20 protein-coding genes are annotated in these 24,429 nt (G+C 56.1%); 13 read left to right on the plus strand and 7 right to left on the minus strand.

All coding sequences use genetic code 11. From position 1 onward, the window contains the following. Nucleotides 1-47 precede the first annotated feature (47 nt). Genes pspC through pspA form a run of 3 tightly spaced genes read right to left on the minus strand, consistent with a single transcriptional unit; the run spans nucleotide 48 to nucleotide 1,345 of the window. Nucleotides 48-395, minus strand: coding sequence for an envelope stress response membrane protein PspC (pspC, locus tag PO881_RS10150; RefSeq protein WP_101764292.1), 348 nt, complete (start codon nucleotides 393-395; stop codon nucleotides 48-50). Beyond that, on the minus strand, nucleotides 392-619 hold the full coding sequence (pspB, locus tag PO881_RS10155; RefSeq protein ID WP_007888081.1) for an envelope stress response membrane protein PspB: 228 nt from the start codon (nucleotides 617-619) through the stop codon (nucleotides 392-394). The genes pspC and pspB overlap by 4 nt, the downstream gene beginning before the upstream one ends. 60 nt (nucleotides 620-679) lie before the next feature. Further along, on the minus strand, nucleotides 680-1,345 hold the full coding sequence (gene pspA / locus PO881_RS10160; protein WP_008106471.1) for a phage shock protein PspA: 666 nt from the start codon (nucleotides 1,343-1,345) through the stop codon (nucleotides 680-682). Between the two features lie 164 nt (nucleotides 1,346-1,509). Here pspA and pspF point away from each other — a divergent pair, with 164 nt between their 5' ends. The 8 genes from pspF (at nucleotide 1,510) to PO881_RS10200 (ending at nucleotide 10,484) form a co-directional block, all read left to right on the plus strand. Beyond that, the gene (gene pspF / locus PO881_RS10165; protein ID WP_280171735.1) at nucleotides 1,510-2,508 is read left to right on the plus strand and encodes a phage shock protein operon transcriptional activator; all 999 of its coding nucleotides are present in this window, start codon (nucleotides 1,510-1,512) and stop codon (nucleotides 2,506-2,508) included. 470 nt (nucleotides 2,509-2,978) lie between these two features. After that, nucleotides 2,979-4,601: an ABC transporter substrate-binding protein SapA gene (gene sapA, locus PO881_RS10170; protein WP_110866234.1), complete on the plus strand. Its 1,623-nt coding sequence runs from the start codon at nucleotides 2,979-2,981 to the stop codon at nucleotides 4,599-4,601. 2 nt (nucleotides 4,602-4,603) lie between these two features. Continuing rightward, on the plus strand, nucleotides 4,604-5,569 hold the full coding sequence (sapB, locus tag PO881_RS10175; protein ID WP_101764290.1) for a putrescine export ABC transporter permease SapB: 966 nt from the start codon (nucleotides 4,604-4,606) through the stop codon (nucleotides 5,567-5,569). Next, entirely contained in the window at nucleotides 5,556-6,446 is an 891-nt protein-coding gene (gene sapC, locus PO881_RS10180) for a putrescine export ABC transporter permease SapC (RefSeq protein WP_101764289.1), read from the plus strand. Before sapB ends, sapC begins: the two co-directional genes overlap by 14 nt. Further along, nucleotides 6,446-7,441, plus strand: coding sequence for a putrescine export ABC transporter ATP-binding protein SapD (gene sapD / locus PO881_RS10185; RefSeq protein ID WP_101764288.1), 996 nt, complete (start codon nucleotides 6,446-6,448; stop codon nucleotides 7,439-7,441). Before sapC ends, sapD begins: the two co-directional genes overlap by 1 nt. A gap of 2 nt (nucleotides 7,442-7,443) precedes the next feature. Beyond that, entirely contained in the window at nucleotides 7,444-8,247 is an 804-nt protein-coding gene (gene sapF, locus PO881_RS10190; protein ID WP_110866235.1) for a putrescine export ABC transporter ATP-binding protein SapF, read from the plus strand. 128 nt (nucleotides 8,248-8,375) lie between these two features. After that, nucleotides 8,376-9,164: an enoyl-ACP reductase FabI gene (fabI, locus tag PO881_RS10195; protein WP_007892455.1), complete on the plus strand. Its 789-nt coding sequence runs from the start codon at nucleotides 8,376-8,378 to the stop codon at nucleotides 9,162-9,164. A gap of 198 nt (nucleotides 9,165-9,362) precedes the next feature. Continuing rightward, nucleotides 9,363-10,484 (plus strand): oxidoreductase, encoded by a 1,122-nt coding sequence (locus PO881_RS10200; protein ID WP_280171736.1) that lies wholly within the window; start codon nucleotides 9,363-9,365, stop codon nucleotides 10,482-10,484. Here PO881_RS10200 and PO881_RS10205 read toward each other — a convergent pair. Further along, nucleotides 10,481-11,377 carry a LysR family transcriptional regulator gene (locus PO881_RS10205; protein ID WP_110866237.1) on the minus strand — a complete coding sequence of 299 codons (897 nt, stop codon included), beginning with the start codon at nucleotides 11,375-11,377 and terminating at the stop codon, nucleotides 10,481-10,483. The two genes, PO881_RS10200 and PO881_RS10205, sit on opposite strands and share 4 nt — an antisense overlap. 80 nt (nucleotides 11,378-11,457) lie before the next feature. Further along, nucleotides 11,458-13,047, minus strand: a complete 1,590-nt coding sequence (locus tag PO881_RS10210) for a PTS transporter subunit EIIC (protein WP_222182229.1) — start codon at nucleotides 13,045-13,047, stop codon at nucleotides 11,458-11,460. 244 nt (nucleotides 13,048-13,291) lie between these two features. On the opposite strand from PO881_RS10210, the gene PO881_RS10215 reads away from it, so the two are divergent. The 5 genes from PO881_RS10215 (at nucleotide 13,292) to pdeR (ending at nucleotide 22,339) form a co-directional block, all read left to right on the plus strand. Continuing rightward, complete coding sequence (locus PO881_RS10215) at nucleotides 13,292-15,598, plus strand: FdhF/YdeP family oxidoreductase (RefSeq protein WP_280171737.1); 2,307 nt, start codon at nucleotides 13,292-13,294, stop codon at nucleotides 15,596-15,598. A 124-nt stretch (nucleotides 15,599-15,722) separates the two neighbouring features. After that, nucleotides 15,723-17,657 carry an exoribonuclease II gene (locus tag PO881_RS10220; protein ID WP_280171738.1) on the plus strand — a complete coding sequence of 645 codons (1,935 nt, stop codon included), beginning with the start codon at nucleotides 15,723-15,725 and terminating at the stop codon, nucleotides 17,655-17,657. Between the two features lie 184 nt (nucleotides 17,658-17,841). After that, a complete protein-coding gene (locus PO881_RS10225; RefSeq protein WP_280171739.1) occupies nucleotides 17,842-19,908 on the plus strand; it encodes a carbon starvation CstA family protein in 2,067 nt (688 codons plus the stop codon). Continuing rightward, nucleotides 19,901-20,197: a YbdD/YjiX family protein gene (locus PO881_RS10230; RefSeq protein ID WP_110866241.1), complete on the plus strand. Its 297-nt coding sequence runs from the start codon at nucleotides 19,901-19,903 to the stop codon at nucleotides 20,195-20,197. Before PO881_RS10225 ends, PO881_RS10230 begins: the two co-directional genes overlap by 8 nt. A 156-nt stretch (nucleotides 20,198-20,353) precedes the next feature. Beyond that, entirely contained in the window at nucleotides 20,354-22,339 is a 1,986-nt protein-coding gene (gene pdeR, locus PO881_RS10235) for a cyclic di-GMP phosphodiesterase (protein ID WP_101764279.1), read from the plus strand. 15 nt (nucleotides 22,340-22,354) lie between these two features. On the opposite strand, the gene PO881_RS10240 is transcribed toward pdeR, so the two are convergent. Together PO881_RS10240 and kdgT are read right to left on the minus strand one after the other, a co-directional pair. After that, nucleotides 22,355-23,221, minus strand: coding sequence for a crotonase/enoyl-CoA hydratase family protein (locus PO881_RS10240; protein ID WP_007892438.1), 867 nt, complete (start codon nucleotides 23,219-23,221; stop codon nucleotides 22,355-22,357). Between the two features lie 145 nt (nucleotides 23,222-23,366). Beyond that, nucleotides 23,367-24,350 carry a 2-keto-3-deoxygluconate transporter gene (kdgT, locus tag PO881_RS10245; RefSeq protein ID WP_007892437.1) on the minus strand — a complete coding sequence of 328 codons (984 nt, stop codon included), beginning with the start codon at nucleotides 24,348-24,350 and terminating at the stop codon, nucleotides 23,367-23,369. Nucleotides 24,351-24,429: the final 79 nt, after the last annotated feature.

The following is a 24,429-nucleotide window of genomic DNA, read 5'->3' on the forward strand; positions in this document are numbered from 1 at the left end:
AGAGCCTCTTATCACAATAGAAGAAGTGGGCCTGAAAGCCCGGGAATTTAGATCTGGCGAAAGCGGCTGCGCACGCTAAACGTCTCTGAAGTGACGTAGCGTTCAACTTCACGCACCTTTCGCTCATCGCTTTGCAGCGTTGTTTCCAGCTCGTCGAGCAGTTCACGTGCGCTGGGTGCCCGTTCAGATGTCGCATCAACGGGTTTCTCGTCCAGCACAAAGCCCAGAATAAAATAGGCGACGATGGTGAACATAAACAGCCCAAGGAACAGCGACAGCACCACAATCACACGCAGCAAGCGCACCGGAATGTCGAGGTACTCGGCGATACCCGCGCAAACGCCGCGTACTTTGCCCTGCTGCGGAATGCGCCACAATTTACGGCCATTCATCATGGTTGCCTCCAGTTTGGATGTTCGGCATCCAAAATGGCTTCCAGTGCTTCAACACGTTCACGCATGCGGCGAGCATCCTGGGTAATTTGTTGCAAACGCTGCAGGTCACTCGACGATAGATCGGCGCCGCCGTTGCGTTTGTTGCTGTAATGCAGCCATAACCAAATTGGTGCGACAAACAGCACGAAAATCGTTAAAGGTATGGCTAAAAAAAGTGCGCTCATTGACTCTCCTTAATCACTAACACCATTTTTAACTCGGGCCCGCAATCAGGCCCGTGGCGATCACTCAGGGCGGTTCATTTTAGCTTTCAGCGCGGCCAGCTGCTGGCTGATTTCATCATCGGCTTTCAGCTCGGCGAACTCCTGATCCAAACCTTTTGGTTTACCAAAACGCTGGCTTTCTGCTTCTGCTTCCATGTGATCGATGCGACGTTCAAAGGATTCGAAGCGTGCCATCGCATCATCAATCTTGCCGCTGTCGAGCTGACGACGCACATCACGTGATGACGATGCTGCCTGATGGCGCAGCGTTAACGCCTGCTGACGCGCACGGGTTTCAGTGAGTTTTTTCTCCAGCTCACCGATCTCGCCTTTCATGCGGTCCAGCGTCTCTTCAACCTGAGTCGATTCCTGCTGCAGCGCAGCAATCAAATCGGTCAGCTTCTGCTTCTCAATTAAAGCAGCACGCGCCAGATCTTCTTTACCTTTATTAATCGCCAGCTCCGCTTTTTCCTGCCATTCGGCCTGCTGAATTTCAGCCTGCTCGCTGCGGCGCAGCAGCTGTTTCTTTTCGGCCAGCGCACGGGCTGAGGTTGAACGGACTTCTACCAGCGTATCTTCCATTTCCTGAATCATCAGGCGTACCAGTTTCTGCGGATCTTCGGCGCGCTCCAGCAGAGAGTTGATGTTAGCGTTCACGATGTCGGCGAAACGAGAAAAAATACCCATAATGATGTTCCTCAAATTTTGTGTGTAGGTGCGCGAGGCGCTCTTCACTAATACAATTCGCGTGCCAACTTTTAATTTATTGATTTTACGCTATTTGTTTATTTTACATCCGCCAGAACATCGCTTAAGGTAGTGAAATTGATTAATCAGTGGCGAATTTCATCATGGCGAACAGTTCAGACAACCTGTTAGGCGAATCGAATAACTTTCTGGAGGTACTGGAACAGGTTTCGCGCTTAGCGCCGCTGGAAAAACCGGTGCTGGTGATTGGCGAGCGCGGCACCGGCAAAGAGCTGATTGCCAGCCGCCTGCATTATTTGTCAAACCGCTGGGAAGGTCCGTTTGTTTCGCTGAACTGCGCCGCGCTAAATGAAAACCTGCTCGACTCCGAACTCTTCGGTCATGAAGCTGGCGCGTTTACCGGGGCGCAAAAACGTCATCTGGGACGCTTCGAACGCGCTGATGGCGGCACGCTGTTTCTGGATGAACTCGCCACCGCGCCGATGCTGGTGCAGGAGAAATTGCTGCGCGTGATTGAATACGGACAGCTGGAACGCGTTGGCGGTAATCAATCTTTGCAGGTGAATGTGCGTTTGGTGTGCGCCACCAATGAAGATCTGCCGGCGCTTGCCGCCGCCGGTAAATTCCGCGCCGACCTGCTCGATCGCCTCGCCTTTGATGTGGTGCAGCTGCCGCCGCTGCGTGAACGCCGCAGCGACATACTGGTGATGGCCAACCATTTCGCCATTCAGATGTGCCGCGAACTGGGCTTGCCGCTTTTCCCTGGCTTCAGCGATCGCGCCCAGCTGACGTTGCTGAATCACAGCTGGCCCGGCAACGTGCGTGAACTGAAGAACGTGGTCGAGCGCTCGGTTTATCGCCATCACAGCGCCGACGATGAGCTGGATAACATTATCATTAACCCGTTCGCCCCCCGCACGCCGCACGCCGACGTCATTGCCCAGGCGGACGTATCTGCCTTGCCTTCCCTGCCGCTGGATTTGCGTCAGTGGCAAAATCAACAGGAACGCGAGTTGGTTGAAGCGAGTTTGCAACAAGCCAAATACAACCAGCGCCGCGCCGCCGAGTTATTGCGTGTGACGTACCATCAGTTGCGCGCCATGATGAAAAAGCACGGTATTCAGGCACGCGACGAGGATTAGCCAAATCGCCATAAACGTCGCCTATACGTATTCATTTGATTTTTCTTTTTTAAAGCAAATCGCACGGTGTTTTTTTCTAACTGTTTCGAGTGGATGCAAGGCGGCAAGCGAGGACATCCCTGGGAGCATACATAAGTATGTGACCAGGGTGGACGAGCGCAGCCAACGCGGCAGCCGCTCGAAACAGGACGAAAAAAGGCCCGCGGGTTAACGCGGGCAACTAATACTGGAAGCAATGTGAGCAATGTCGTGCTCTTCTTCGGTAGAGCCACCGTCGAAGCGCAGAATAATAATAATCATTCTTATTATCATCTGTAAACCCCTAATTGAGAATTTTTCTCATCTCCACACAGAGATTGTGATTACCCCATCGCCAGTTTGGCGAAAAACACAGCAGAAGCGTCGCGAATTTGGGGAGTACGTGGCGTTTAAGATACACTCACGCTATTGCCTCAGAATCGTTGAGTTCTATGCCAAAATTATTCCCCTCTCTGCTGCTGGGTCTCAGCATGATGAGCGCGTCAGCGTGGGCCGCGCCAACGGACAACATCCGCAACAGCGGTTTTGTCTATTGCGTTAACGGCACGGTTAATACCTTCAATCCACAAATGGTTAGCAGCGGCTTAGTCGTTGATACGCTGGCGGCGCAGCTGTATGACCGGCTGCTGGACGTGGATCCTTATACTTATCGGCTGATTCCCGACCTCGCCCAGAGCTGGGAAGTGCGTGATAACGGCGCAACCTACCGTTTTCACCTGCGTAAAGATGTCGCCTTCCAGCACACCAACTGGTTTAAACCGACGCGGAAAATGAACGCCGATGATGTGGTGTTCAGCTTTGCACGCATGTTTGATCGCAAGCATCCGTGGCACAACGTCAACGGCGGCAGCTATCCCTATTTTGATAGCCTGCAGTTTGCCGATTCGGTGCAGAGTGTGAAAAAGCTGGATAGCGATACCGTTGAAATCCGCCTGAACAGCCCGGACGCCTCATTCTTGTGGCATATCGCGACGCATTACGCGCCGATTTTGTCGCAGGAGTACGCCAATAAACTCAGCGCTAAAGGCCAGCAGGAACAGCTGGACCGCGAACCGGTCGGCACCGGCCCGTTCCAGTTGAGCGAATACCGTACCGGGCAATATCTCCGCCTGGCGCGTAATCCGCAGTACTGGAAAGGCGTGCCGCGTCTGCAGCAGGTGGTGATCGATTTGGGCGTTGGCGGCACCGGAAGGTTATCCAAACTGCTGACCGGCGAATGCGATGTGCTGGCCTATCCCGCCGCCAGCCAGCTGAGCATTTTGCGTGACGATCCGCGCCTGCGCATGACGCTGCGTCCCGGCATGAACATCGCCTATCTGGCGTTCAACACGCGCAAACCGCCACTGGATCGCCCGGAAGTGCGTCACGCGCTGGCGCTGGCGATCAATAACGAACGCCTGATGGAGTCGATCTATTACGGCACCGCTGAAACTGCCGCCTCCATTTTACCGCGTGCGTCCTGGGCGTATGACAACGATGCGCGCGTCACCGAATACAATCCGGCTAAGGCGCGTGAAGAGTTGAAAGCGCTGGGGCTGGAAGATTTGCATTTACGTTTAGTGGTGCCCTCTTCCTCGCAGTCGTGGAATCCCAGCCCGTTAAAAACCGCTGAATTGTTGCAAGCGGATTTGGCTCAGGTTGGCGTGCGCGTCACTATCGCGCCGGTGGAAGGCCGCTTCCAGGAAGCGCAGTTGATGGAGATGAACCATGACCTCACGCTCACCGGCTGGGCAACCGACAGTAACGATCCCGACAGTTTCTTCCGTCCGCTGTTAAGCTGCGCGGCGATCCGTTCGCAAACCAACTACGCACACTGGTGCTCGCCCGCCTTTGATGAGGCTTTGCAGCATGCACTGTTGTCCCAGCAGCTATCGGCGCGCATTGACAGCTATGACAAGGCGCAGCAGATTTTGGCGCAGGAGTTGCCGGTGTTGCCGCTGGCGTCATCGCTGCGTTTGCAAGCCTATCGGCATGATATCAAAGGCCTGGTGCTGAGCCCGTTTGGTAACGCTTCGTTCGCCGGCGTTTACCGCGATGAGAGCAGCGAGGAGTAAGCATGATTATCTATATTCTGCGTCGCGTGGTGCTGCTGCTCATCACCCTGTTTTTGCTGTCGCTGGTGAGCTTCAGTCTGAGCTACTTCACACCAAACGCCCCGCTCGAAGGCGCATCGCTGTTTGATGCGTGGTGGTTCTGGTTCAAGGGCTTGCTGCAGTTCGATTTTGGCGTCTCCAGCACCAACGGCCAGCCGATTGATCTTCAGCTGCGCGAAGTGTTTCCCGCCACGCTGGAGCTGTGCGTAATGGCATTTATTCTGGCGCTACTGGTGGGGATTCCGCTGGGAATTTGCGCCGGCGTGATGCGCAAAAAATGGCAGGATAAAGCCATTAGCGCGCTGGCGCTGCTTGGCTTCTCGATGCCGGTATTCTGGCTAGCGCTGCTGTTTACGCTGTTCTTCTCGTTAACACTCGGCTGGTTGCCGGTGTCCGGACGTTTCGACCTGCTCTATCCGGTGCAAAACGTTACCGGCTTTGCGCTGATTGATGCCTGGCTGAGCCCGTCGCCGTGGCGTCATGAAATGCTGGTCAGCGCCTTAACGCACATGATTCTGCCGGTGGTCGTTCTCGCCGTTGCGCCTGCTACCGAGATGATCCGCTTATTGCGCAGCAGCACCAGCGATGTGATGGACAAAAACTACGTCAAAGCCGCCGCCACGCGCGGCCTGTCGCGCTTCACGGTGATCCGCCGCCACGTGCTGCACAATGCGCTGCCGCCGGTGATTCCGCGCCTTGGGCTGCAATTTTCCACCATGCTGACGCTGGCGATGATTACCGAAGTGGTGTTCAACTGGCCGGGCCTCGGCCGCTGGCTGATTAACGCCATTCGCCAGCAGGATTACGCGGCGATTTCCGCTGGCGTGATGGTGGTGGGAGGTCTGGTGATTCTGGTCAGCGTGTTATCCGATATTCTGGGTGCGGCGCTTAACCCGCTGAAACATAAGGAATGGTATGCCCTTAGATAATGTCTACGACGAGAAGCGGCTGCCCAGCACGCTGCGTCGCAGCTGGCAGCGCTTGTATCGTGATACCAGCGGCATGGTCGGCTTGTACGGCTTTGGCCTGCTGCTGTTCCTGTGCCTGTTTGGCGGCCTGCTGGCGCCGTATGGCATCGATCAGCAATTCCTCGGTTATCAGTTGCTGCCGCCATCGTGGTCGCGCTACGGCGATGTCTCCTTCTTCCTCGGCACCGACGATTTAGGCCGCGATGTGCTGAGCCGCCTGCTAAGCGGCGTAGCGCCGACCGTGGGATCGGCGATTCTGGTGACGGTGCTGGCGGCAATTTGTGCGCTGGTGCTTGGCGTGTTTGCCGGTATCACGCACGGCATGCGCTCGGCGGTGATGAATCACGTGCTGGATACCTTGCTGTCGATTCCCTCGCTGCTGCTGGCGATTATCGTGGTGGCATTTCTCGGCCCGCGCCTGGAACACGCGATGCTGGCGGTGTTTCTCGCGCTGATCCCACGTCTGGTGCGCGAGATCTATACTGCTGTGCATGATGAGATGGAAAAAGAGTATGTGGTGGCGCTGCGTCTCGATGGCGCGCGCAACCTGAATATCTTGTGGAATGCGGTGCTGCCTAACGTGCTGCCGCTGCTGGTGAGCGAATTTACCCGCTCGCTGTCGATGGCGATTCTGGACATCGCCGCACTCGGTTTCCTCGATCTTGGCGCGCAGCTGCCCTCGCCCGAATGGGGTGCGATGCTGGGTGACGCGCTGGAGCTGATCTACGTGGCGCCGTGGACGGTCATGCTGCCGGGCGTGGCGCTGATGGTCAGCGTATTGATCGTTAACCTGCTGGGCGACGGCATTCGTCGCGCTGTAGAAGCGGGAGTTGAATAATGCCGCTACTGGATATCCGTAACCTGACCATCGAATTTATGACCGCTGACGGCCCGGTCAAAGCGGTTGATCGCATCAACCTGACGCTAAGCGAAGGCGAAATCCGCGGTTTGGTGGGTGAATCGGGTTCAGGCAAAAGTCTGATCGCCAAAGCAATTTGCGGCGTCACCAAAGATAACTGGCGCGTCACCGCCGATCGCATGGTGTTTGATGATATTGATCTGCTGCGCCTGTCACCGCGCGAACGCCGTCGGATCGTCGGCCATAACGTGTCGATGATTTTTCAGGAGCCGCAATCCTGTCTTGATCCGTCAGAAAGTATTGGTCGCCAGCTGATGCAGGCGATTCCGCGTTGGACGCACAAAGGCCGCTGGTATAAACGGCTGTGGTTCTGGCGCAAAGTGCGCGCCATTGAGCTGCTGCATCGCGTCGGCATCAAAGATCATAAAGACATCATGCGCAGTTTCCCGTATGAACTCACCGACGGCGAATGCCAAAAGGTGATGATCGCCATCGCGCTGGCCAATCAGCCGCGTTTGCTGATCGCCGATGAACCAACCAATGCGATGGAGCCGACCACGCAGGCGCAAATTTTCCGCCTGCTGAGCCGCCTCAATCAGAATAATAACACCACTATTTTGCTGATCAGCCACGATCTGCGCACCATGAGCCATTGGGCCGACCGCATTAATGTGATGTATTGCGGCCAGACGGTGGAGATCGCGCAAAGCGAAGAGTTAATGGAGTCACCGCATCATCCTTACACGCAGGCGCTGATCCGGGCGATGCCCGATTTCGGTAGCGCGCTGCCGCACAAAAGCCGCCTCAACACGCTTTCTGGCGCTATTCCTTCACTGGAACATCTGCCAATTGGCTGTCGTCTGGGGCCGCGCTGCCCGTATGCGCAGCGTAAATGCATCGAAACACCGCGCCTGACCGGCAATAAAGCGCATCTGTTTGCTTGTCACTTCCCGCTGAATATGGAGAGCCAGTAAACATGGAAACGCTGCTGGAAGTGCGCAACCTGAGTAAAACCTACCGCTATCGCACCGGTTTGTTCCGTCGTCAGCACGTTGAGGCGGTGAAAGGCGTCAGTTTTACCCTGCGTGAAAAACAGACGCTGGCGGTGATTGGTGAAAACGGTTCGGGAAAATCGACGCTGGCAAAAATGCTCAGCGGCATGGTCGAGCCGAGCGAGGGCGAGATGCTGATTGACGATCATCCACTGGAGTACGGTGATTATGGTTATCGCAGCCAGCGCATTCGCATGATTTTTCAGGATCCCTCAACCTCGCTGAATCCGCGCCAGCGCATCAGCCAGATACTCGATTTCCCGCTGCGCCTGAATACCGAGCTGGATGATGACGCGCGTGAAAAACGCATTATCGCCACGCTGCGTCAGGTCGGTTTGCTGCGCGACCACGCCGGATACTATCCGCACATGCTGGCGCCGGGCCAGAAGCAGCGTCTGGCGCTGGCGCGAGCGCTGATTCTGCAGCCAAAAGTGATCGTCGCCGATGAAGCCCTCGCCTCGCTGGATATGACCATGCGTTCACAGCTGGTAAACCTGATGCTGGAACTGCAGGAGAAGCACGGCATCGCCTATATTTATGTCACGCAGCATCTCGGCATGATGAAGCACATCAGCGATCAGGTGCTGGTGATGCATCAGGGCGAAGTGGTCGAGCGCGGCGGCACCGCCGATGTATTGGCCTCGCCGCTGCACGATCTCACCAAGCGCCTGATCACCAGCCACTTTGGTGAAGCCTTAACCGCCGAAGCCTGGCGCCGCGAGCGTTAAGGCGCCGAAAACGCGGTGCGATTTACCGCATTTATAGAGACGTGCTAGACTTCGCACGAGATTAACGTCGGTCGCCTGTTTTTCAACCACCGCGACCGCCAACAACAATGACCAAAAGGATTACAGCTATGGGTTTTCTTTCCGGTAAGCGCATTCTGATTACTGGCGTTGCCAGTAAACTCTCAATCGCCTACGGTATTGCGCAGGCGATGCACAAACAGGGCGCAGAACTGGCTTTCACCTACCAGAACGACAAATTGAAAAGTCGTGTGGAAGAGTTTGCTAAAGATCTGGGTTCAGACATTGTTCTGCCATGCGATGTGGCTGAAGACGAGAGCATCACTGCGCTGTTCACCGAACTGGCAAAAACCTGGCCGAAATTTGACGGTTTCGTTCACTCCATCGGTTTCGCACCTGGCGATCAGCTGGATGGCGATTACGTGAATGCCGTGACCCGTGAAGGCTTCAAGATCGCTCACGACATTAGCGCGTACAGCTTTGTGGCGATGGCGAAAGAGTGCCGTGCAATGCTGAACCCGAATTCTGCCCTGCTGACCCTGTCTTACCTGGGTGCAGAGCGCGCCATCCCGAACTACAACGTGATGGGTCTGGCGAAAGCGTCACTGGAAGCTAACGTGCGCTACATGGCGAACGCGATGGGTCCAGAAGGCACGCGTGTTAACGCCGTTTCTGCCGGTCCAATCCGTACGCTGGCCGCGTCAGGCATCAAAGATTTCCGTAAAATGCTGGCGCACTGCGAAGCGGTTACCCCGATTCGTCGTACCGTTACCATCGAAGACGTGGGTAACTCAGCTGCATTCCTGTGCTCTGATCTGGCGGGTGGTATCACCGGTGAAGTGGTACACGTTGATGGCGGCTTCAGCATTGCCGCAATGAACGAGCTGGAATTGAAATAAGATTTATCCAAGGTCGCCTTTCATGGCGACCTCCTCTTCAAATAACGCCCTCCTTATACTCGTAAGCTATTAATTATTCCCCAACATTCTTTTGCCGTGGACAGCCGTTCAGCGACGATAAGCTAGCCCTTTGTTGCATGCCTGCTTTTCAGATTCGCACGCTGTGCAGCAAGTCCGTTTTTAGCGCAAGGAATGACCATGGAACAACGCCGTTCTCCCGGCCATGACCACTGGTTTTATGAAAGCCAGACTCGCCCGAATAGCACCGCCACTGCGCCGCTGGTGCCCGAAGCCGCCTATATCGACGATCGTTTCTTACTCGGTTTGCAACAGGAAGCGACCGCGCTACAGCCGCTGCTGTCGCGTTTTCAGCCTGCGTTATTGGCCGCGCGCGATCTCAGCCAGATTCTGTTTCCCGATACGCTTGCCACCAGTTTGACCCACACCTTAACGCTGTACGATCGCCTCAGCACCGCGCTAACGGTGGCGCAGGTCGCCGGCGTGCAGCGCCTGTGCAATCACTACTCAGCCCGGCTCAATCCGTTGCCGGGTCCGGACTCATCACGTGAAAGCAATAATCGCCTGACGCAAATCACCCAATATGCGCGTCAGCTGGCGATGCAGCCGGAACTGATCACCACCAGCAGCATCAGCGCGCTGGACGCGGTGGGCTTAACCGAGCCCGATATCGTCACGCTGAATCAACTGGTGGGATATGTCAGCTATCAGTCACGCGTGGTGGCATCGCTGCAGGCGATGATGGGCTTGCCGGTGCGCTGGATTCCGGGCGTAACACCGCCGCCGGACGCCAGCGCAGCGCTGTTTACCGGCAACGACGGCTGGCAGCACGCGTTGAAACCGGTTGAACTGCGCTATGCCAGCGCCGATCAACTGGCGGCGGTTACTTTCTGTCAGGGTATTGAGGGATTGGATGATGCCATTTGGCTGCTGGTGCACGATGCGCAAGTGCTGTATGGCTTCGCCACGCTAAAACAGCGGCTGAGTGAACATTTTGCCGGGGATGAAGCGCTGGCGCAGGCGGTTAGCGCACGCGTGCTGGGTTGTCGACGTCAGTTTGATTTTGTTACCGATGAATGGCGTGACGCACTGCTGCAGGATGTCGAAAGCGCTGGCGCAGCATCGCCGGTGATTTCACTCAGCGCCCAGCTCACTCGCCTGCCCGACCGCTTCAGCGCTGCACATTTGCAGCCGCTGCTGAACGCGGGCTGGGGCAGCGAACGCATCTTCATGCTGTTGCAAGCGGTGGCTTTCGCCAGCTGGCAGGATCGCCTGCTGATGGCGCTCGGCGAAACCCGTTAATCGGGCAGATGTCGCCGCGCTTCATCAAAGAAATGCTGAGCCAGCGGCGATGCTCTGCCCGGCTCGGCAATCACTAATGCCGCCTGCCGGCCCATTGGCGCCATCTCAATCGGCCGCCGCGCCAGATTCTGCATCAGCTCCGGCAACAGATGTCCGCATGGCGACACCATCACGCCCAAACCAACCTGCGCACTTTGCAGCAGTTGCATGATCGACGCGCTCTCAACAATCACACGTGGAATCAAGCCGGTTTCCCGCAGCTGCCCATCAAGATAGCGTCGAAAATAGCGCGTGGGCTCTGCCAGACACAGCGGCTGGCAGGCAAGCGTGGCGAGCGAGATGTTCTCTTGCTCGAGCAGCGCCGGAAAGTGCGCCGGATTGAACAGCGCCTCGACACCCGGATCTTTCAACAGCGCAGTTTGAAAATGCAGCTCGCGCAGTGACGTCAGTTCAAAAAAGCCGATACCGCCATCCACGGTGTGGCTGTTGAGCGCTTCCAGCAGCTGATCGGCGCTCATCGCGGCCACGCGATAATCCAGCTGTGGATAACGCGCTTCAACCGCTTTCAACAACGCTGGCAGCGCCACGCTGCACTGCGGCATCACGCCAAGCCGCAAGGTGCCGTTGACGCCATGCTTGAGCGACTCCACTTCCAGCTTCAATCCCTGGTACACCGAAACAATTTCCCGCGCCCAGGTCAGTACGCGCTCGCCTTCCGGCGTAAAGCCATCGAAATTATTACTGCGGTTGATCAGCGACAGCCCTAATTCGCGTTCGAGGTTTTTCAGGCGCATCGATAGCGTCGGCTGGCTGACAAAGCTGACCTCTGCCGCGCGGCCAAAGTGGCGTTCGCGTTCAAGATTTGTCAGATAGATTAATTGTTTGATGTCCATGGAAAGCAGAATTGGCTGGAAAACAGCAGTGTATCATGGCGGTTGCCGCTGCGCTGCGTCCACGCGCAGCGGCTATTGTGTTACGCCACACCCAAGGCACTTTTTACGTCGTTGGCGATCTTCTCGACCTGCGGGCCGTAAATCACCTGGATATCATGTTCGCTGACGCGATTGATGCCGTTCGCGCCGGTGGTCAGTAACGTTTGATCGACCACCTCATTCATCTGTTTGACCCTCACGCGCAGCCGGGTGAAGCAGCAATCGACGTCCTCTATATTGGCTTCGCCGCCCAGCCCGCTGATGATCACTTTGGTGCGCTCATCCGCCGCCACCTGTTCGGGTTTGTGCTCCTCATCGGATTCCCGTCCCGGCGTTTCAACCCGCATCCGCGTGATGACAAAACGGAAGCCGTAGTAGTAAATCGGCACATAAATTACGCCGAGCACAATCGTCCACCACCAATGCGTTTTGCTGCCACCGAGAATGCCGAACACCACCAGATCGATGGCGCCGCCCTGCACGTTGCCAATCATCAAATGCAGCATCGACATCAACATAAATGACAGGCCGGTTAATAGCGCATGAAGGATATACAGCACCGGCGACACGAAGATGAAACAGAACTCCAGCGGCTCGGTGATGCCGGTGGTAAAGGAAGTCAGTGCACCGGCCAGCACCAGCGCTTTAACGCGCTGCTTATGCTCAGGGCGCGCAGTGTGGTAGATCGCCAGCGCGGCGGCTGGTAAGCCAAACATCATTACCGGAATTTTGCCCTGCGCGAGGAACTGCGTCGCGCCGCGCACCGTATCGTCCGGGATGGCGCCGGGATGCGTTAGCGAGGTGTTGAAGATGTTCAGCGCGCCGACGATGCTTTGTCCATCAACCGTTGCCATGCCGCCAATCGGTGTGAAGCGCACGGTTTCGTTGAGGATATGGTGCAAACCGGTGGGAATCAGTAAGCGTTCGCTGGTGCCAAGCAGGAAGGCGCCGTATTGCCCGCTTTTACCAATCATCAAACCCACCCACGCGATGCCTTCGCCGATGGTCGGCCAAATCAACGCCAGCAGCACGCCCACCAGCGGCAGCACCACCACGGTCACGATCGGCACAAAGCGGCGTCCACCAAAGAAGCTGATCGCCGTCGGCAGTTGCTGAGTGTAAAAACGGTTATGCAGCAGCACGGTAATCAATCCAGCAATCACGCCGCCCAGCACGCTCATGTTGTAAGTAAAGATGCCGAGCATGTCGATGTATTCGGCCGACGTCATCATCGCCGCAGTTTGATCCATACCCGCTTTCTGCAGCGCTTCTGGCGTGGTGGTAGCGGCCGTCAAACCTTTCGACGCCAGCGTGGAGCTGATTCCGACATTCATGGCGATATAGCCAATTACGGCGGCAAAGGCGGCGGTCGGTTTCTCCGCTTTCGCCAGCCCGATGGCGCTGGCCACCGCAAAAAACAGCGGCAAATTGGCGAACAGCGCGCCCGCCACCTTGCGGATAAACCCGATAATCAGCTGTGGCACCTGCAGATTAGCGAAGGCATCGCCGGTGATGGCCGGATTTTGCATTGCAGCGGCCAGGCCAAGAAAGATCCCTGCGGCAGCAATCACCGAGATGGGCATCATTAAGGCTTTACCGAAGGCGTGAATTTGGCTTGCCAGATTCTTCATGCTGCGTGCCCTTTTCAGAATGGAAAGAGCAATTATTAGTCAGTTATCTCAGCAGCACGTAACTGCCGCCCCTTAACAGCCGGGAAAGTTTGACTTATGTCACGCTTTGCGTGCGTTTCACGATAAACGCCGCCTATCGCACCATTAAACCAATCAATTAGACAACTTTTAAGGAGAGTCGCACACTTCCCGCTAACAGAAGACATATTCTGATAACAACTCATAAACAAATAAGCCTGCAACTATGAAATTTAAACGTAAGATTCAACCCTATCGCGCTGCTGCGGGCGGCTGGGGTTCATTGGAAGCCACCACCCGTTTCGTCCTTGATAGTAAAGCTGCCCTGAAGAACATGCGAAACCTGATGCGCATGAACAAAGCGCGCGGTTTCGACTGCCCAGGTTGCGCATGGGGCGATGACAATAAAAGTACCTTCAGCTTCTGTGAAAACGGAGCAAAAGCGGTGACGTGGGAAGCCACGCGTCGTGTGGTTGCGCCGGAATTTTTTGCCCAGCACAGCGTCAGCACTCTTTATCAACAGAGCGATTACTTCCTTGAGTATCAGGGACGCTTAACCCATCCGATGCGCTACAACAGCGCGACCGACCACTACGAACCGATCAGCTGGGACGATGCGTTAGCCTTGATTGCTCGCCATTTGAAGGCGATGGATCATCCAAATCAAATGGAGCTTTACACCTCCGGCCGCGCCAGCAACGAAGCGTCCTGGCTTTATCAGCTGTTTGGCCGTGTGATGGGCACCAACAACTTCCCCGACTGCTCCAACATGTGCCACGAAGCCAGCGGCACCGGCCTGAAACGCAGCATCGGCGTGGGTAAAGGCACCATTCGTCTGGACGATTTTGATCATGCCGACGCGATTTTCGTGTTGGGTCAGAATCCGGGCACCAACCATCCGCGCATGCTGCACAGCCTGCGTCACGCGGCCGATCACGGCGCGAAAATCGTCACCTTTAACACCCTGCGCGAGCGCGGCCTCGAGCGTTTTGCCGATCCGCAAAAGCCGCTGGAGATTGTCACGTCGATGGCGGGCACCATCAGTTCCGCCTATTACCAACCTAATCTGGGCGGCGATATGGCAGCGGTGCGCGGCATGGTGAAAGCCCTGCTTGAGCTACAGCGTGCACGTTTAGCTGCCGGTGAAGAAGGCATTTTCGATCAGGCGTTTATCGATGCCAACACTCATGGCATTGACGCGTATCTTGCCGCCGTTGATAACACCCGCTGGGACGATATCGTGCGCCAATCCGGTCTCAGCGAAGTGCAGATTCGTGAAGCGGCGGCGATTTATCAAAGTGCTGAACGCGTGATTGTCACCTGGGCGATGGGCATTACTCAGCATAAACACTCGGTGGATACCGTTCGCGAGATCACCAACCTGCAGCTGCTGTTTGGTCAGTTGGGCAAGAAAGGCGCAGGCCTGTGTCCGGTGCGCGGCCACAGTAATGTGCAGGGCAACCGCACCATGGGCATCGATGAAAAACCGGGCAAGTCCTTCCTCGATGCACTCGGCGCGCACTTTGATTTCGAACCCCCGCGCGAGCATGGTCACAACACCGTTGAAGCGCTGAACGCGATGCTTCGTGACGAAGTGAAAGTGCTGATTGCGCTGGGCGGCAACCTCGCGGCGGCCGCACCGGATTCACCGGTCACCGAAGAAGCGTTGCAGCATTGCGGTTTGACCGTGCACATCAGCACCAAACTCAATCGCAGCCATTTGGTGCCAGGCCGCGAAGGGCTGATTCTGCCAACGCTGGGCCGTACCGAACGCGATCGCCAGGCAAGCGGTAATCAGTACATCACCGTGGAAGACTCGTTCAGCATGGTGCACGCCTCAGAAGGCGTCGGCATTCCATTGGCGGAGACGCAGCGCTCTGAAACCGCGATTGTGGCTGGCATCGCCCATGCGACATTAGGCAGCGATAAAATCGACTGGCTGGCGATGGCAGGCAATTACGATCTGATTCGCGATCACATCGCCGCCACGATTCCCGGCTTTGCTGATTTCAATAACAAGTGCGACATTCCGGGCGGTTTCTACCTGGGTAGCGCTGCCGCCGAGCTACGCTTCAATACGCCAAGCAAACGTGCTGAGTTCAGCGCCGCCGCCCTGCCTACGTCGCTGTTCCCGCAGTTGGGCGATGTCGCGGTGCCGTTCACACTGCAAACGCTGCGTTCACACGATCAGTACAACACCACGATTTATGGCCTCGATGACCGTTATCGCGGCGTGTATGGTCAGCGCGAAGTGGTGTTTATCCATCCGGATGATATGGCGTCGCTGGGCTTCACTGAAGGCCAGTTAGTGGATATCGAGACGCTGTGGAATGACGGTTTAACCCGCCGCGTCAGCGGTTTCAAGCTGGTGCCCTATAACATTCCGCGCGGTAACCTCGCGGCGTATTATCCGGAAACCAACCCGCTGGTGCCGCTCTCGAGTTTTGGCGACGGCAGCGGCACACCGACCTCGAAATCGGTGCCGGTGAAGCTGGCATTAAGCACCGCCACACCGTCACAACGTATCGCCTGACCAAAGCGTTATCAGAAGGTAAAAAGCCGCGTAAAGCGGCTTTTTAGCCTGTTTTGGCCTTGCCGCGCGGACCCGATTCGCGTAAAACTGTCAGCCGCTCTTAGGCCACGAAACTATATAAATTATGTTCCAGGATAATCCGCTGCTCGCGCAGCTTAAAGAGAAGCTTCACGCGCAGACTCCGCGCGTCGAAGGTGTTGTTAAAGGTACGGAAAAAGGCTTTGGCTTCCTCGAAGTTGATGCCCAGAAAAGCTACTTCATTCCGCCACCGCAGATGAAGAAAGTGATGCACGGCGACCGTATTTCGGCCGTGATCCACACCGATAAAGACCGCGAGAGTGCCGAGCCGGAAACCCTGGTTGAGCCGTTCCTGACCCGCTTTGTCGGCCGCGTGCAGAAGAAAGACGATCGCCTGTCAATTGTGCCGGATCATCCGCTGCTGAAAGAGGCGATTCAGTGCCGCGCCGAACGTGGCGTGACCCACGATTTCCAGAACGGCGATTGGGCGGTAGCAGAGATGCGTCGTCACCCGCTGAAAGGCGATCGCGGTTTCTATGCTGAACTGACCGAATTCATTGTCACTGCGGACGATCACCTCGCGCCGTGGTGGGTAACGTTGTCGCGCCATAACCTCGAACGTCAGGCTCCGGACGTCGGTTTTGGTGAGATGCTCGACGAAAATCTGCAGCGTGAAGATTTGACCGCACTGAACTTCGTCACCATCGACAGCGCCAGCACCCAGGATATGGATGATGCGCTGTACGTGGAAGAGGCTGCCGACGGCAATCTGATCCTGACCATCGCTATCGCTGATCCAACCGCTTACGTGGCAGAAGGCAGCGAGCTGGATAAGCTGGCGTCGAAACGCGCGTTCACCAACTATCTGCCGGGCTTCAACATACCGATGCTGCCGCGCGAACTCTCTGACGACGTCTGTTCCCTGCGTCCGAACGAGCGTCGTCCCGCGCTGGCATGCCGCGTTACCGTGCTGAAAGATGGCAGCCTGGCTGATGACGTGCATTTCTTTGCTGCGTGGATTGAGTCGAAAGCCAAGCTGGTTTATGACGAAGTTTCCGATTGGCTGGAAAACAGCGGCAGCTGGCAGCCTGAAAACGACGCCATTGCTCAGCAGATTCGCCTACTGCATCAGGTTTGCCTGGCGCGCAGCGAATGGCGTCAAACCCACGCGCTGGTGTTTAAAGATCGTCCGGACTACCGCTTTGTGTTGGGCGAAAAAGGCGAAGTACTGGATATCATCTCCGAGCCACGTCGCATCGCCAATCGCATCGTGGAAGAGTCAATGATTCTGGCTAACGTCTGTGCCGCGAAAGTGCTGCAGGAGAAGCTGGGCTTCGGTATCTATAACCTGCACACCGGTTTCGATCTGGCCAATGCTGAGCAGGCCGCTGGCGTGCTGGCAGCGCATGGCATCACCGTGGATCCGCAGGCGATTACCACGCTGGAAGGCTTCCGCCAGCTGCGTCGTCAACTCGATGCGCAGCCAACCCAGTATCTGGATAGCCGCATTCGTCGCTTCCAGTCGTTTGCAGAAGTCGGCACCGAGCCGGGCCCGCACTTTGGTCTTGGCCTCGAAGCCTACGCGACCTGGACTTCGCCGATTCGTAAGTTCGGCGACATGATCAACCATCGCTTGCTGAAGGCGATTGTGCGCGGTGAAAGCACTGGCCGTCCGCAGGATGAGCTGACCACCATCATGAGCGAACGTCGTCGCCTGAACCGCATGGCCGAGCGCGATGTTGGTGACTGGTTGTATGCCCGCTTCCTTGCACCGTTTGCCGCTACCGATCGCAAGTTCAGCGCCGAGATCATCGACGTGTCTCGCGGCGGCATGCGCGTTCGTCTGCTGGAGAATGGCGCGGTAGCCTTCATTCCTGCGCCGTTCATCCACGCGGTGCGTGATGAGCTGGTGTGCTCGCAGGAAAGCGGCACCGTGCAGATAAAAGGTGAAGTCGCATACCGTGTCACTGACATCATCGACGTGACCATCGCCGAAGTGCGTATGGAAACCCGCAGCGTGGTCGCGCGTCCGGCCGCCTGAGCATGAAAACTCGCGGGATAACAGCCGTTATCCCGCATTTCTCTCCGCCCGCTTCAGCAAATGTTAAATTTGCTTTCCGCTTCACATTTCTAATGCCTTTGTCTGTCGTTAACAATTCATTACATTACTTTTAACTTGTTGTATTCGATCGCCTCTTTTCCCGGTCCCTACAAGGAGTTAACTCATGAACAACGTCAAAACCAGTCTCATCTGGTTAGCGGTGGCGTTAATTGGCGCGGGCGCATTTGCCATGCTGGCCCTCAGCCGTGGCGAACACGTCAACGCGGTCTGGCTGGTGATTGCCTCCGTCGCCTGCTACAGCATTGCCTATCGCTTTTACAGCCTGTTTATCGCTAAGCGTATTTTCGAACTGGACGATCGCCGTCGCACGCCGGCGGAGCGCTTAAGTGACGGCCTCGATTATGTGCCGACCAATAAATGGGTGCTGTTCGGCCACCATTTTGCGGCGATTGCCGGTGCGGGCCCGCTGGTCGGCCCGATTCTCGCGGCGCAGATGGGCTTCCTGCCGGGCACCATCTGGATTCTGGTTGGCGTGATGTTTGCCGGTGCGGTGCAGGATTTCCTGATCCTGTTTATCTCAACGCGTCGTGATGGCCGCTCGCTGGGTGAGATGGCGCGTCAGGAGCTCGGCTCATTCGCTGGCGTGGTCACTATGCTGGGCGCGCTGGGTGTGATGATCATCATTCTCTCCGCGCTGGCGCTGGTGGTGGTGAAGGCGCTGGCCAACAGTCCGTGGGGCTTGTTCACCATTGCCGCTACCATTCCGATTGCCTTGTTTATGGGCGTGTATATGCGCTTCCTGCGTCCGGGAAAAATCGCGGAAGTGTCGATCATTGGTTTTGTGCTGATGATGGCGGCGATTATTTACGGCGGCAATGTAGCAGCCGATCCCTATTGGGGCCCGCTGTTCACGCTGAAAGGCACGGAGCTGACGTGGGTGCTGGTGATCTACGGTTTTGTCGCCTCTTCGCTGCCGGTGTGGCTGCTGCTGGCACCGCGCGATTATCTCTCCACCTTCCTGAAAATTGGCGTGATCATCGGTTTGGCCATTGGCATCGTGTTTGCCATGCCCGAGATGAAGATGCCCGCGGTGACCAAATTTATTGATGGCACCGGGCCGGTCTTCTCCGGCGCGCTGTTCCCGTTCCTGTTTATCACCATCGCCTGTGGCGCCATTTCAGGTTTCCATGCGCTGGTTTCCAGCGGTACCACGCCGAAACTGGTGGAGCGCGAAAGTCATATCCGCTTTATCGGCTACGGCGCGATGCTGATGGAATCCTTTGTGGCAATCATGGCGCTGATCTGTGCCTCGGTGCTCGATCCGGGCGTCTACTTCGCCATGAACTCCCCTGCCGCGCTGATTGGCACCACGGTGGAAAATGCGTCGCAGGTGATTAATGGCTGGGGCTTCATGGTGACGCCCGAGATGCTGAGCGGCATTGCGCGCGACGTCGGCGAAAGCACCATTCTTTCGCGTGCCGGTGGTGCACCAACCTTTGCGGTCGGCATGGCGCATATCATTACCGAAGTGTTTAACAGCCGCGCCATGATGGCGTTCTGGTATCACTTCGCCATCTTGTTTGAAGCGCTATTTATCCTGACCGCTGTGGATGCCGGCACCCGCGCCTGTCGCTTTATGGTGCAGGATCTGGTGGGCACCGTGGTGCCGTCGATGGCGAATAACCGTTCATGGTTGGGCAACATGGCGGGAACCACCGTCGCGGTAGCGGGCTGGGGCTTCTTTGTGTATCAGGGCGTGGTCGATCCGCTCGGCGGCATCAATACGCTGTGGCCGCTGTTTGGTATCGGCAACCAGATGCTGGCGTCAATGGCGCTGATTCTCGGCACCGTGGTGCTGTTCAAAATGAAGAAGCAGCGTTATGCGTGGGTGACGATTGTTCCAACCGCCTGGCTGTTCATTACCTCGATGACCGCGGGCTGGCAGAAGATTTTCCACGAAAAACCTTCGATTGGTTTCCTGGCGCAGGCCAACAAGTTCCGCAAAGGCATTGATGACGGCATCGTCATCGCCCCGGCGAAGAGTGTTGCTGACATGCAAACCATCGTCTTCAGCAATCAAATTAACGCGGCCCTGTGCGCCTTCTTCATGCTGGTGGCGGTGACCATGCTGGTGGCGGCCTTCTTCGTGATTCGTCGGGCGCTCAACAGCACGGTGCCAACCACCCATGAATCTGAGATCTCACTGCGCAAAGAGGTGCGAAATGTCTGAGTCCATTTATCACTGGAGAAAACCCAACGGGCCGTGGCACATTCAGCAGTGCTTACCAATCGCCCCCGCCACGGCTGGGCAAAATCTTACGCGCTGGCAGCGCATCTGGCGGGGATTGCAGCAAAGTTTTCGTTTAATGGTCGGCGTTCATGACTATCAAACTTATCTGAAGCATATGCGCGAACATCATCCAACGATCGCCCCCATGGATGAGCGTGCTTTTCACCGTCACTGCCTCGATGCCCGCTTTCCCAGCCAGGCCGGAAAACTCGGTAAGTGCCCTTGCTAACAGAGATTAGCCCCGCTTGTCGGGGCTTTTTCGTGCCATTCTTTAATAAAAACAAAAATATATTTGGATTGCATCTTGTGCTGACGCAGGAGGTTGAATACTGTTGCTAAAATAATGAGATACCGCCCGCTGAGCATTCCCCCGGAGGAAGTTTCCATGACCGATGAACAAGGGCAAACATTGCTATATACCTTGTTTGGCACCACCAGCCCTCATTGGCGTTTAACTTCAGATAGTGATGCTCTGCATTTTGCCGAAGATGAGAACGCAAACACCAATATGGCGGTGCCGCTGACTCCCGCACAGGCCAGTTTACTACGTGCGATGACGGTCATTACCTCAAGTATTAACCTCACGCTGTCGCTGCATGGCGAACCTGTTCCGATGCATTTTGTCGGCCGTAAAGTCAATCAATCTACCTGGGCAGGCACCTCGTCAGCCTGGGGCGATACGTCGTCTGTCGCGCGCGATTTGACGCTGGGTTTATCCTTCGCCGAGCAAGTGGTTTCTGAGGCGAATTCCGTCATTGTGATCCTCGATCAACGCGGCAATATCCAGCGTTTCAACCGTTTGAGTGAAGAGTACACCGGGCTGAAAGAGCAGGAAGTGATTGGCCGCAACGTATTCCAGCTGTTTATGACCAAGCAGGAAGCGCAGGCATCACGCCGTAATATCGCCGGTTTCTTCCGTGAAGGCAGTTCTTACGAAGTTGAACGCTGGATAAAAACCCGTAAAGGTCAGCGACTGTTTCTGTTTCGTAATAAGTTCGTTCACAGCGGTAGCGGAAAAAATGAAATTTTCCTCATCTGTTCCGGAACCGACATAACCGAAGAGCGCCGCGCTCAGGAACGTCTGCGCGTGCTGGCCAATACCGATACCGTCACCGGCTTGCCCAATCGCAACGCGATCCATCAGCAGATTAGTCTGGCACTGGAGCTGGCGAATGGCAGTCAAACCGGTGTGGTGTACCTCGATTTAGACAATTTTAAGAAGGTGAACGACGCTTACGGCCATATGTTTGGCGATCAGCTGCTGCAAGCCGTGTCGCTGGCCATCCTCAGCTGTCTTGGCAAAGACCAGACGCTGGCGCGCCTTGGCGGCGATGAGTTCGTGGTGCTGGCGGAACACACCAGCCAGGCAGCGCTGGAAGCGATGGCGTCGCGTATTCTTGAGCGGCTGCGTCAGCCATTCCGCATTGGCCTGATTGAGGTTTACAGCGGCTGCTCGCTGGGTATCGCCCTCGCCCCGCTGCATGGTGAAGATCGTGAAAGCCTGATTCGTAACGCCGATACCGCGATGTATCACGCCAAAGAAAACGGCCGCGGCAAATTTTGCGTGTTCGCTAATGAGATGAATCAGCGCGTGTTTGAATATCTGTGGCTCGATACCAACCTGCGCAAAGCGCTCGAGCTGGATCATCTGGTGGTGCACTACCAGCCAAAACTCAATGCCGAAGGCGAAGTGCTGAGCGCCGAAGCGCTGGTGCGCTGGAATTCTCCAGAGCGTGGTCTGGTGCCGCCGGGCGATTTTATCTCCTACGCCGAAGAGTCTGGTTTGATTGTGCCCTTGGGCCGCTGGGTGATGCTCAACGTGCTGCAGCAGATCATTAAGTGGCGCAGCGAAGGCATCTTTCTGCGCGTCGCGGTTAACGTCTCGGCTAAGCAGCTGATCGACCAGAGCATTTACACCGATCTGAAACAGGCATTGAATGAAGCCGGTTTGACCGATTGTCCGATTGATATCGAACTGACGGAAAGCTGTTTGATTGAGAACGAAGCCGGTGCGCTGATGCTGATGAAACAGTTTCAGGAGCTGGGTGCGCAGGTGCATCTCGATGACTTTGGTACCGGTTACTCCTCACTTTCTCAGCTGGCGCGCGTCCCGATTGATGCCATTAAGCTGGATCAGAGCTTTGTACGTAATATCAACAAACAACCCGTGGCGCAGTCGCTGGTGCGTGCGATTGTCGCGGTGGCCAAAGCCCTGAAGCTGCAGGTGATTGCCGAGGGCATTGAAACCAAAGCCGAAGAGAAGTTTGTTATGGCCAACGGTGTTGATGGGCGTCAAGGTTATTATTATGCAAAACCAATGCCCGCAGAACAGCTCGGGCATTGGCTGGCTAAGCATCCTGCCCGCGTTTAACGCTGGTCTGCGAGATTAACCGGCTTTGCGCAAGGATGCGCTATGACGGTTCTGCAGTTGTACCAGTCGTTCCATGTAAGCAATGTCTTTAGGTTCCAGTGTGAAGGCATAATCGACCCAGTCCTCCGTGATATCCATCAGCTCAGCGCGTGATAACTGCAATACGCGTTGACGCGCTTTCAACATTGCCCGCACGCCGTTCAGTTTTGGACGTAACGTATCGATGAAGGTGCGTGTGGTGCGATAACCATCGCCCGGCTGGAACACCTTGTCGACCAGACCACGCGTTTCATACCATTCCGCGCTGTGTGACTCGCCTTCCATAATCAGCTCTTCGGCCAGCTTCATGCCAGACCGACGCGCCACTAACGAGTAGCCGCCCATACCGGGGAACAGGTTGAATGCGATCTCCGGGAAGCCCATGCGCGCGCTGTTCTGCGCCAGAATGAAGTGATGTGCCAGCGCCGCTTCAAAGCCGCCGCCGAGCGCACTGCCCTCAATCATTGCCAGCGTGACCGCACCGGTATCGAAACCCCGCGCTGCGGAGTGAATGCAGTCGACACAGGCACGCGCATAAGCGCGCAGTGCTTCACGACGGTTGTTGCGAATGCATTCCACAAAGAAACGCAAATCTCCTCCGGCGTTAAACATCTGTGGCACTAACGATCCCGTCACCCAGAAATCAATCGGCAGACCGGAACGTTGAGCGGAATAGCTCAGGTTCATGATCTCCTCAATTAATTCGTGATTAAAACTCGGACGGGGTTGCGCACGCAGCATCATCCACATGGTGCGGCGACCCTCTTCATAGTAGGCCGCGAGCTGTGTGGTTTGTCCAACTTCGGTGAACAGTCTGCATGTTGGTTGGTTAATTACTGTCATTGTCTCATCCTCTGTTTATGTTTATGTAGTGCGTTAAACGCCACATCAGCGTAATCCAGAGTGAGGCCAGACCAAATGAGAGATTGATTTATAAAGCAAAATCCAGAGATATCCCCGACCAGCGGCCGGGGAAGCATTAGCGGGCTTACTTGATGGCAGCGCGTTGCCCCACAGCAACATGAGAACGCTTAACGCGTCGTGAATAAACCGCGGTGATGATGGGGACAATGACGGAGGTGACAATGACCGAAGTAGCAACTAATGCCGTTGCGGCGGGTGCGACCGGTTTAAACTGTGGCAGCATCTCGGCAATCAACACTGGCGTGGCTACGGCAGCGCCTGCGGTGCTGGATGCCGCAATCCCCGCTGTCCCATCGCCACCGCCAATCAGTCGATCGGCAATAATCAGCGGAATGCCGGTGACAATGATCACTGCGACACCCAGCATAATGCCCAGCAGGCCAGTTTGCGCGATGACGGTCAAATCAATGGTATTACCCAACGCGAAAGCAAAGAACGGAATCAGCGTGTGTACCGCTTTGCCAAAGAACTCGCGCAGTTCGGGATCGAGATTACCCAACGCGAACCCGACGATAAACGGCAGTACTGCGCCAACGAAGACATGTGGCTCAAACGACGCAATGCCTGCGGTGCCGAGAATCACCATCGTCATTAGCGGACCGGACTCCAGCGACATCAAGACAAACGCACCGGCCTCTTCTTTCGAACCATATTGCTGCATGATGGATGCGTATAAACCGCCGTTGGTCATATCCATCGCCGCCACTAACGCCAGCGTCGAGAGACCGGCAAACATACCCACTTCCACGCCATTTTCCGGCATCACACGTGAAGCAATCGCCGCGACCACCCACGCCACCGCAATCTTGGTGAGCACTAGCGTGCCCGATTTACGCAGTACTGTGCCGGTGGCGCTGAGTTTGATGGATGCACCCATGCAGAAGAACCACACCGCAAGAATCGGGACGGTGCCGGTCATCAACCCATTGGTGAACGAACCAAAGTATTTACCTGCGCCCGGAGAGAACGTATGGCACAGCGCGCCCAAAAACAGCGGAATCAGCATCATGCCGCCAGGAATTTTATCGATTGCACGTTTGATATGCATAAAGGTGTCACCTTAACTGAGCCAGAGGGAGGTGTTTTTATGAATTGCCAGATGGCATGGCGAGCAAGATAACGATTGG

The organism is Pantoea sp. SS70, assembly GCF_029866845.1.
Lineage (GTDB): Bacteria > Pseudomonadota > Gammaproteobacteria > Enterobacterales > Enterobacteriaceae > Pantoea > Pantoea leporis.

Bases quoted from the DNA above. Each gene is read 5' to 3' on its own strand.
- PO881_RS10210 (WP_222182229.1), bottom strand. From the start codon at position 13,047: ATGAAGAATCTGGCAAGCCAAATTCACGCCTTCGGTAAAGCCTTAATG.
- sapA (WP_110866234.1), top strand. From the start codon at position 2,979: ATGCCAAAATTATTCCCCTCTCTGCTGCTGGGTCTCAGCATGATGAGC.
- pspB (WP_007888081.1), bottom strand. From the start codon at position 619: ATGAGCGCACTTTTTTTAGCCATACCTTTAACGATTTTCGTGCTGTTT.
- kdgT (WP_007892437.1), bottom strand. From the start codon at position 24,350: ATGCATATCAAACGTGCAATCGATAAAATTCCTGGCGGCATGATGCTG.
- PO881_RS10225 (WP_280171739.1), top strand. From the start codon at position 17,842: ATGAACAACGTCAAAACCAGTCTCATCTGGTTAGCGGTGGCGTTAATT.
- fabI (WP_007892455.1), top strand. From the start codon at position 8,376: ATGGGTTTTCTTTCCGGTAAGCGCATTCTGATTACTGGCGTTGCCAGT.
- PO881_RS10220 (WP_280171738.1), top strand. From the start codon at position 15,723: ATGTTCCAGGATAATCCGCTGCTCGCGCAGCTTAAAGAGAAGCTTCAC.
- PO881_RS10200 (WP_280171736.1), top strand. From the start codon at position 9,363: ATGGAACAACGCCGTTCTCCCGGCCATGACCACTGGTTTTATGAAAGC.
- PO881_RS10240 (WP_007892438.1), bottom strand. From the start codon at position 23,221: ATGACAGTAATTAACCAACCAACATGCAGACTGTTCACCGAAGTTGGA.
- sapF (WP_110866235.1), top strand. From the start codon at position 7,444: ATGGAAACGCTGCTGGAAGTGCGCAACCTGAGTAAAACCTACCGCTAT.
- sapC (WP_101764289.1), top strand. From the start codon at position 5,556: ATGCCCTTAGATAATGTCTACGACGAGAAGCGGCTGCCCAGCACGCTG.
- pspC (WP_101764292.1), bottom strand. From the start codon at position 395: ATGATGAATGGCCGTAAATTGTGGCGCATTCCGCAGCAGGGCAAAGTA.
- PO881_RS10230 (WP_110866241.1), top strand. From the start codon at position 19,901: ATGTCTGAGTCCATTTATCACTGGAGAAAACCCAACGGGCCGTGGCAC.
- sapD (WP_101764288.1), top strand. From the start codon at position 6,446: ATGCCGCTACTGGATATCCGTAACCTGACCATCGAATTTATGACCGCT.
- PO881_RS10205 (WP_110866237.1), bottom strand. From the start codon at position 11,377: ATGGACATCAAACAATTAATCTATCTGACAAATCTTGAACGCGAACGC.
- pspF (WP_280171735.1), top strand. From the start codon at position 1,510: ATGGCGAACAGTTCAGACAACCTGTTAGGCGAATCGAATAACTTTCTG.
- pspA (WP_008106471.1), bottom strand. From the start codon at position 1,345: ATGGGTATTTTTTCTCGTTTCGCCGACATCGTGAACGCTAACATCAAC.
- PO881_RS10215 (WP_280171737.1), top strand. From the start codon at position 13,292: ATGAAATTTAAACGTAAGATTCAACCCTATCGCGCTGCTGCGGGCGGC.
- sapB (WP_101764290.1), top strand. From the start codon at position 4,604: ATGATTATCTATATTCTGCGTCGCGTGGTGCTGCTGCTCATCACCCTG.
- pdeR (WP_101764279.1), top strand. From the start codon at position 20,354: ATGACCGATGAACAAGGGCAAACATTGCTATATACCTTGTTTGGCACC.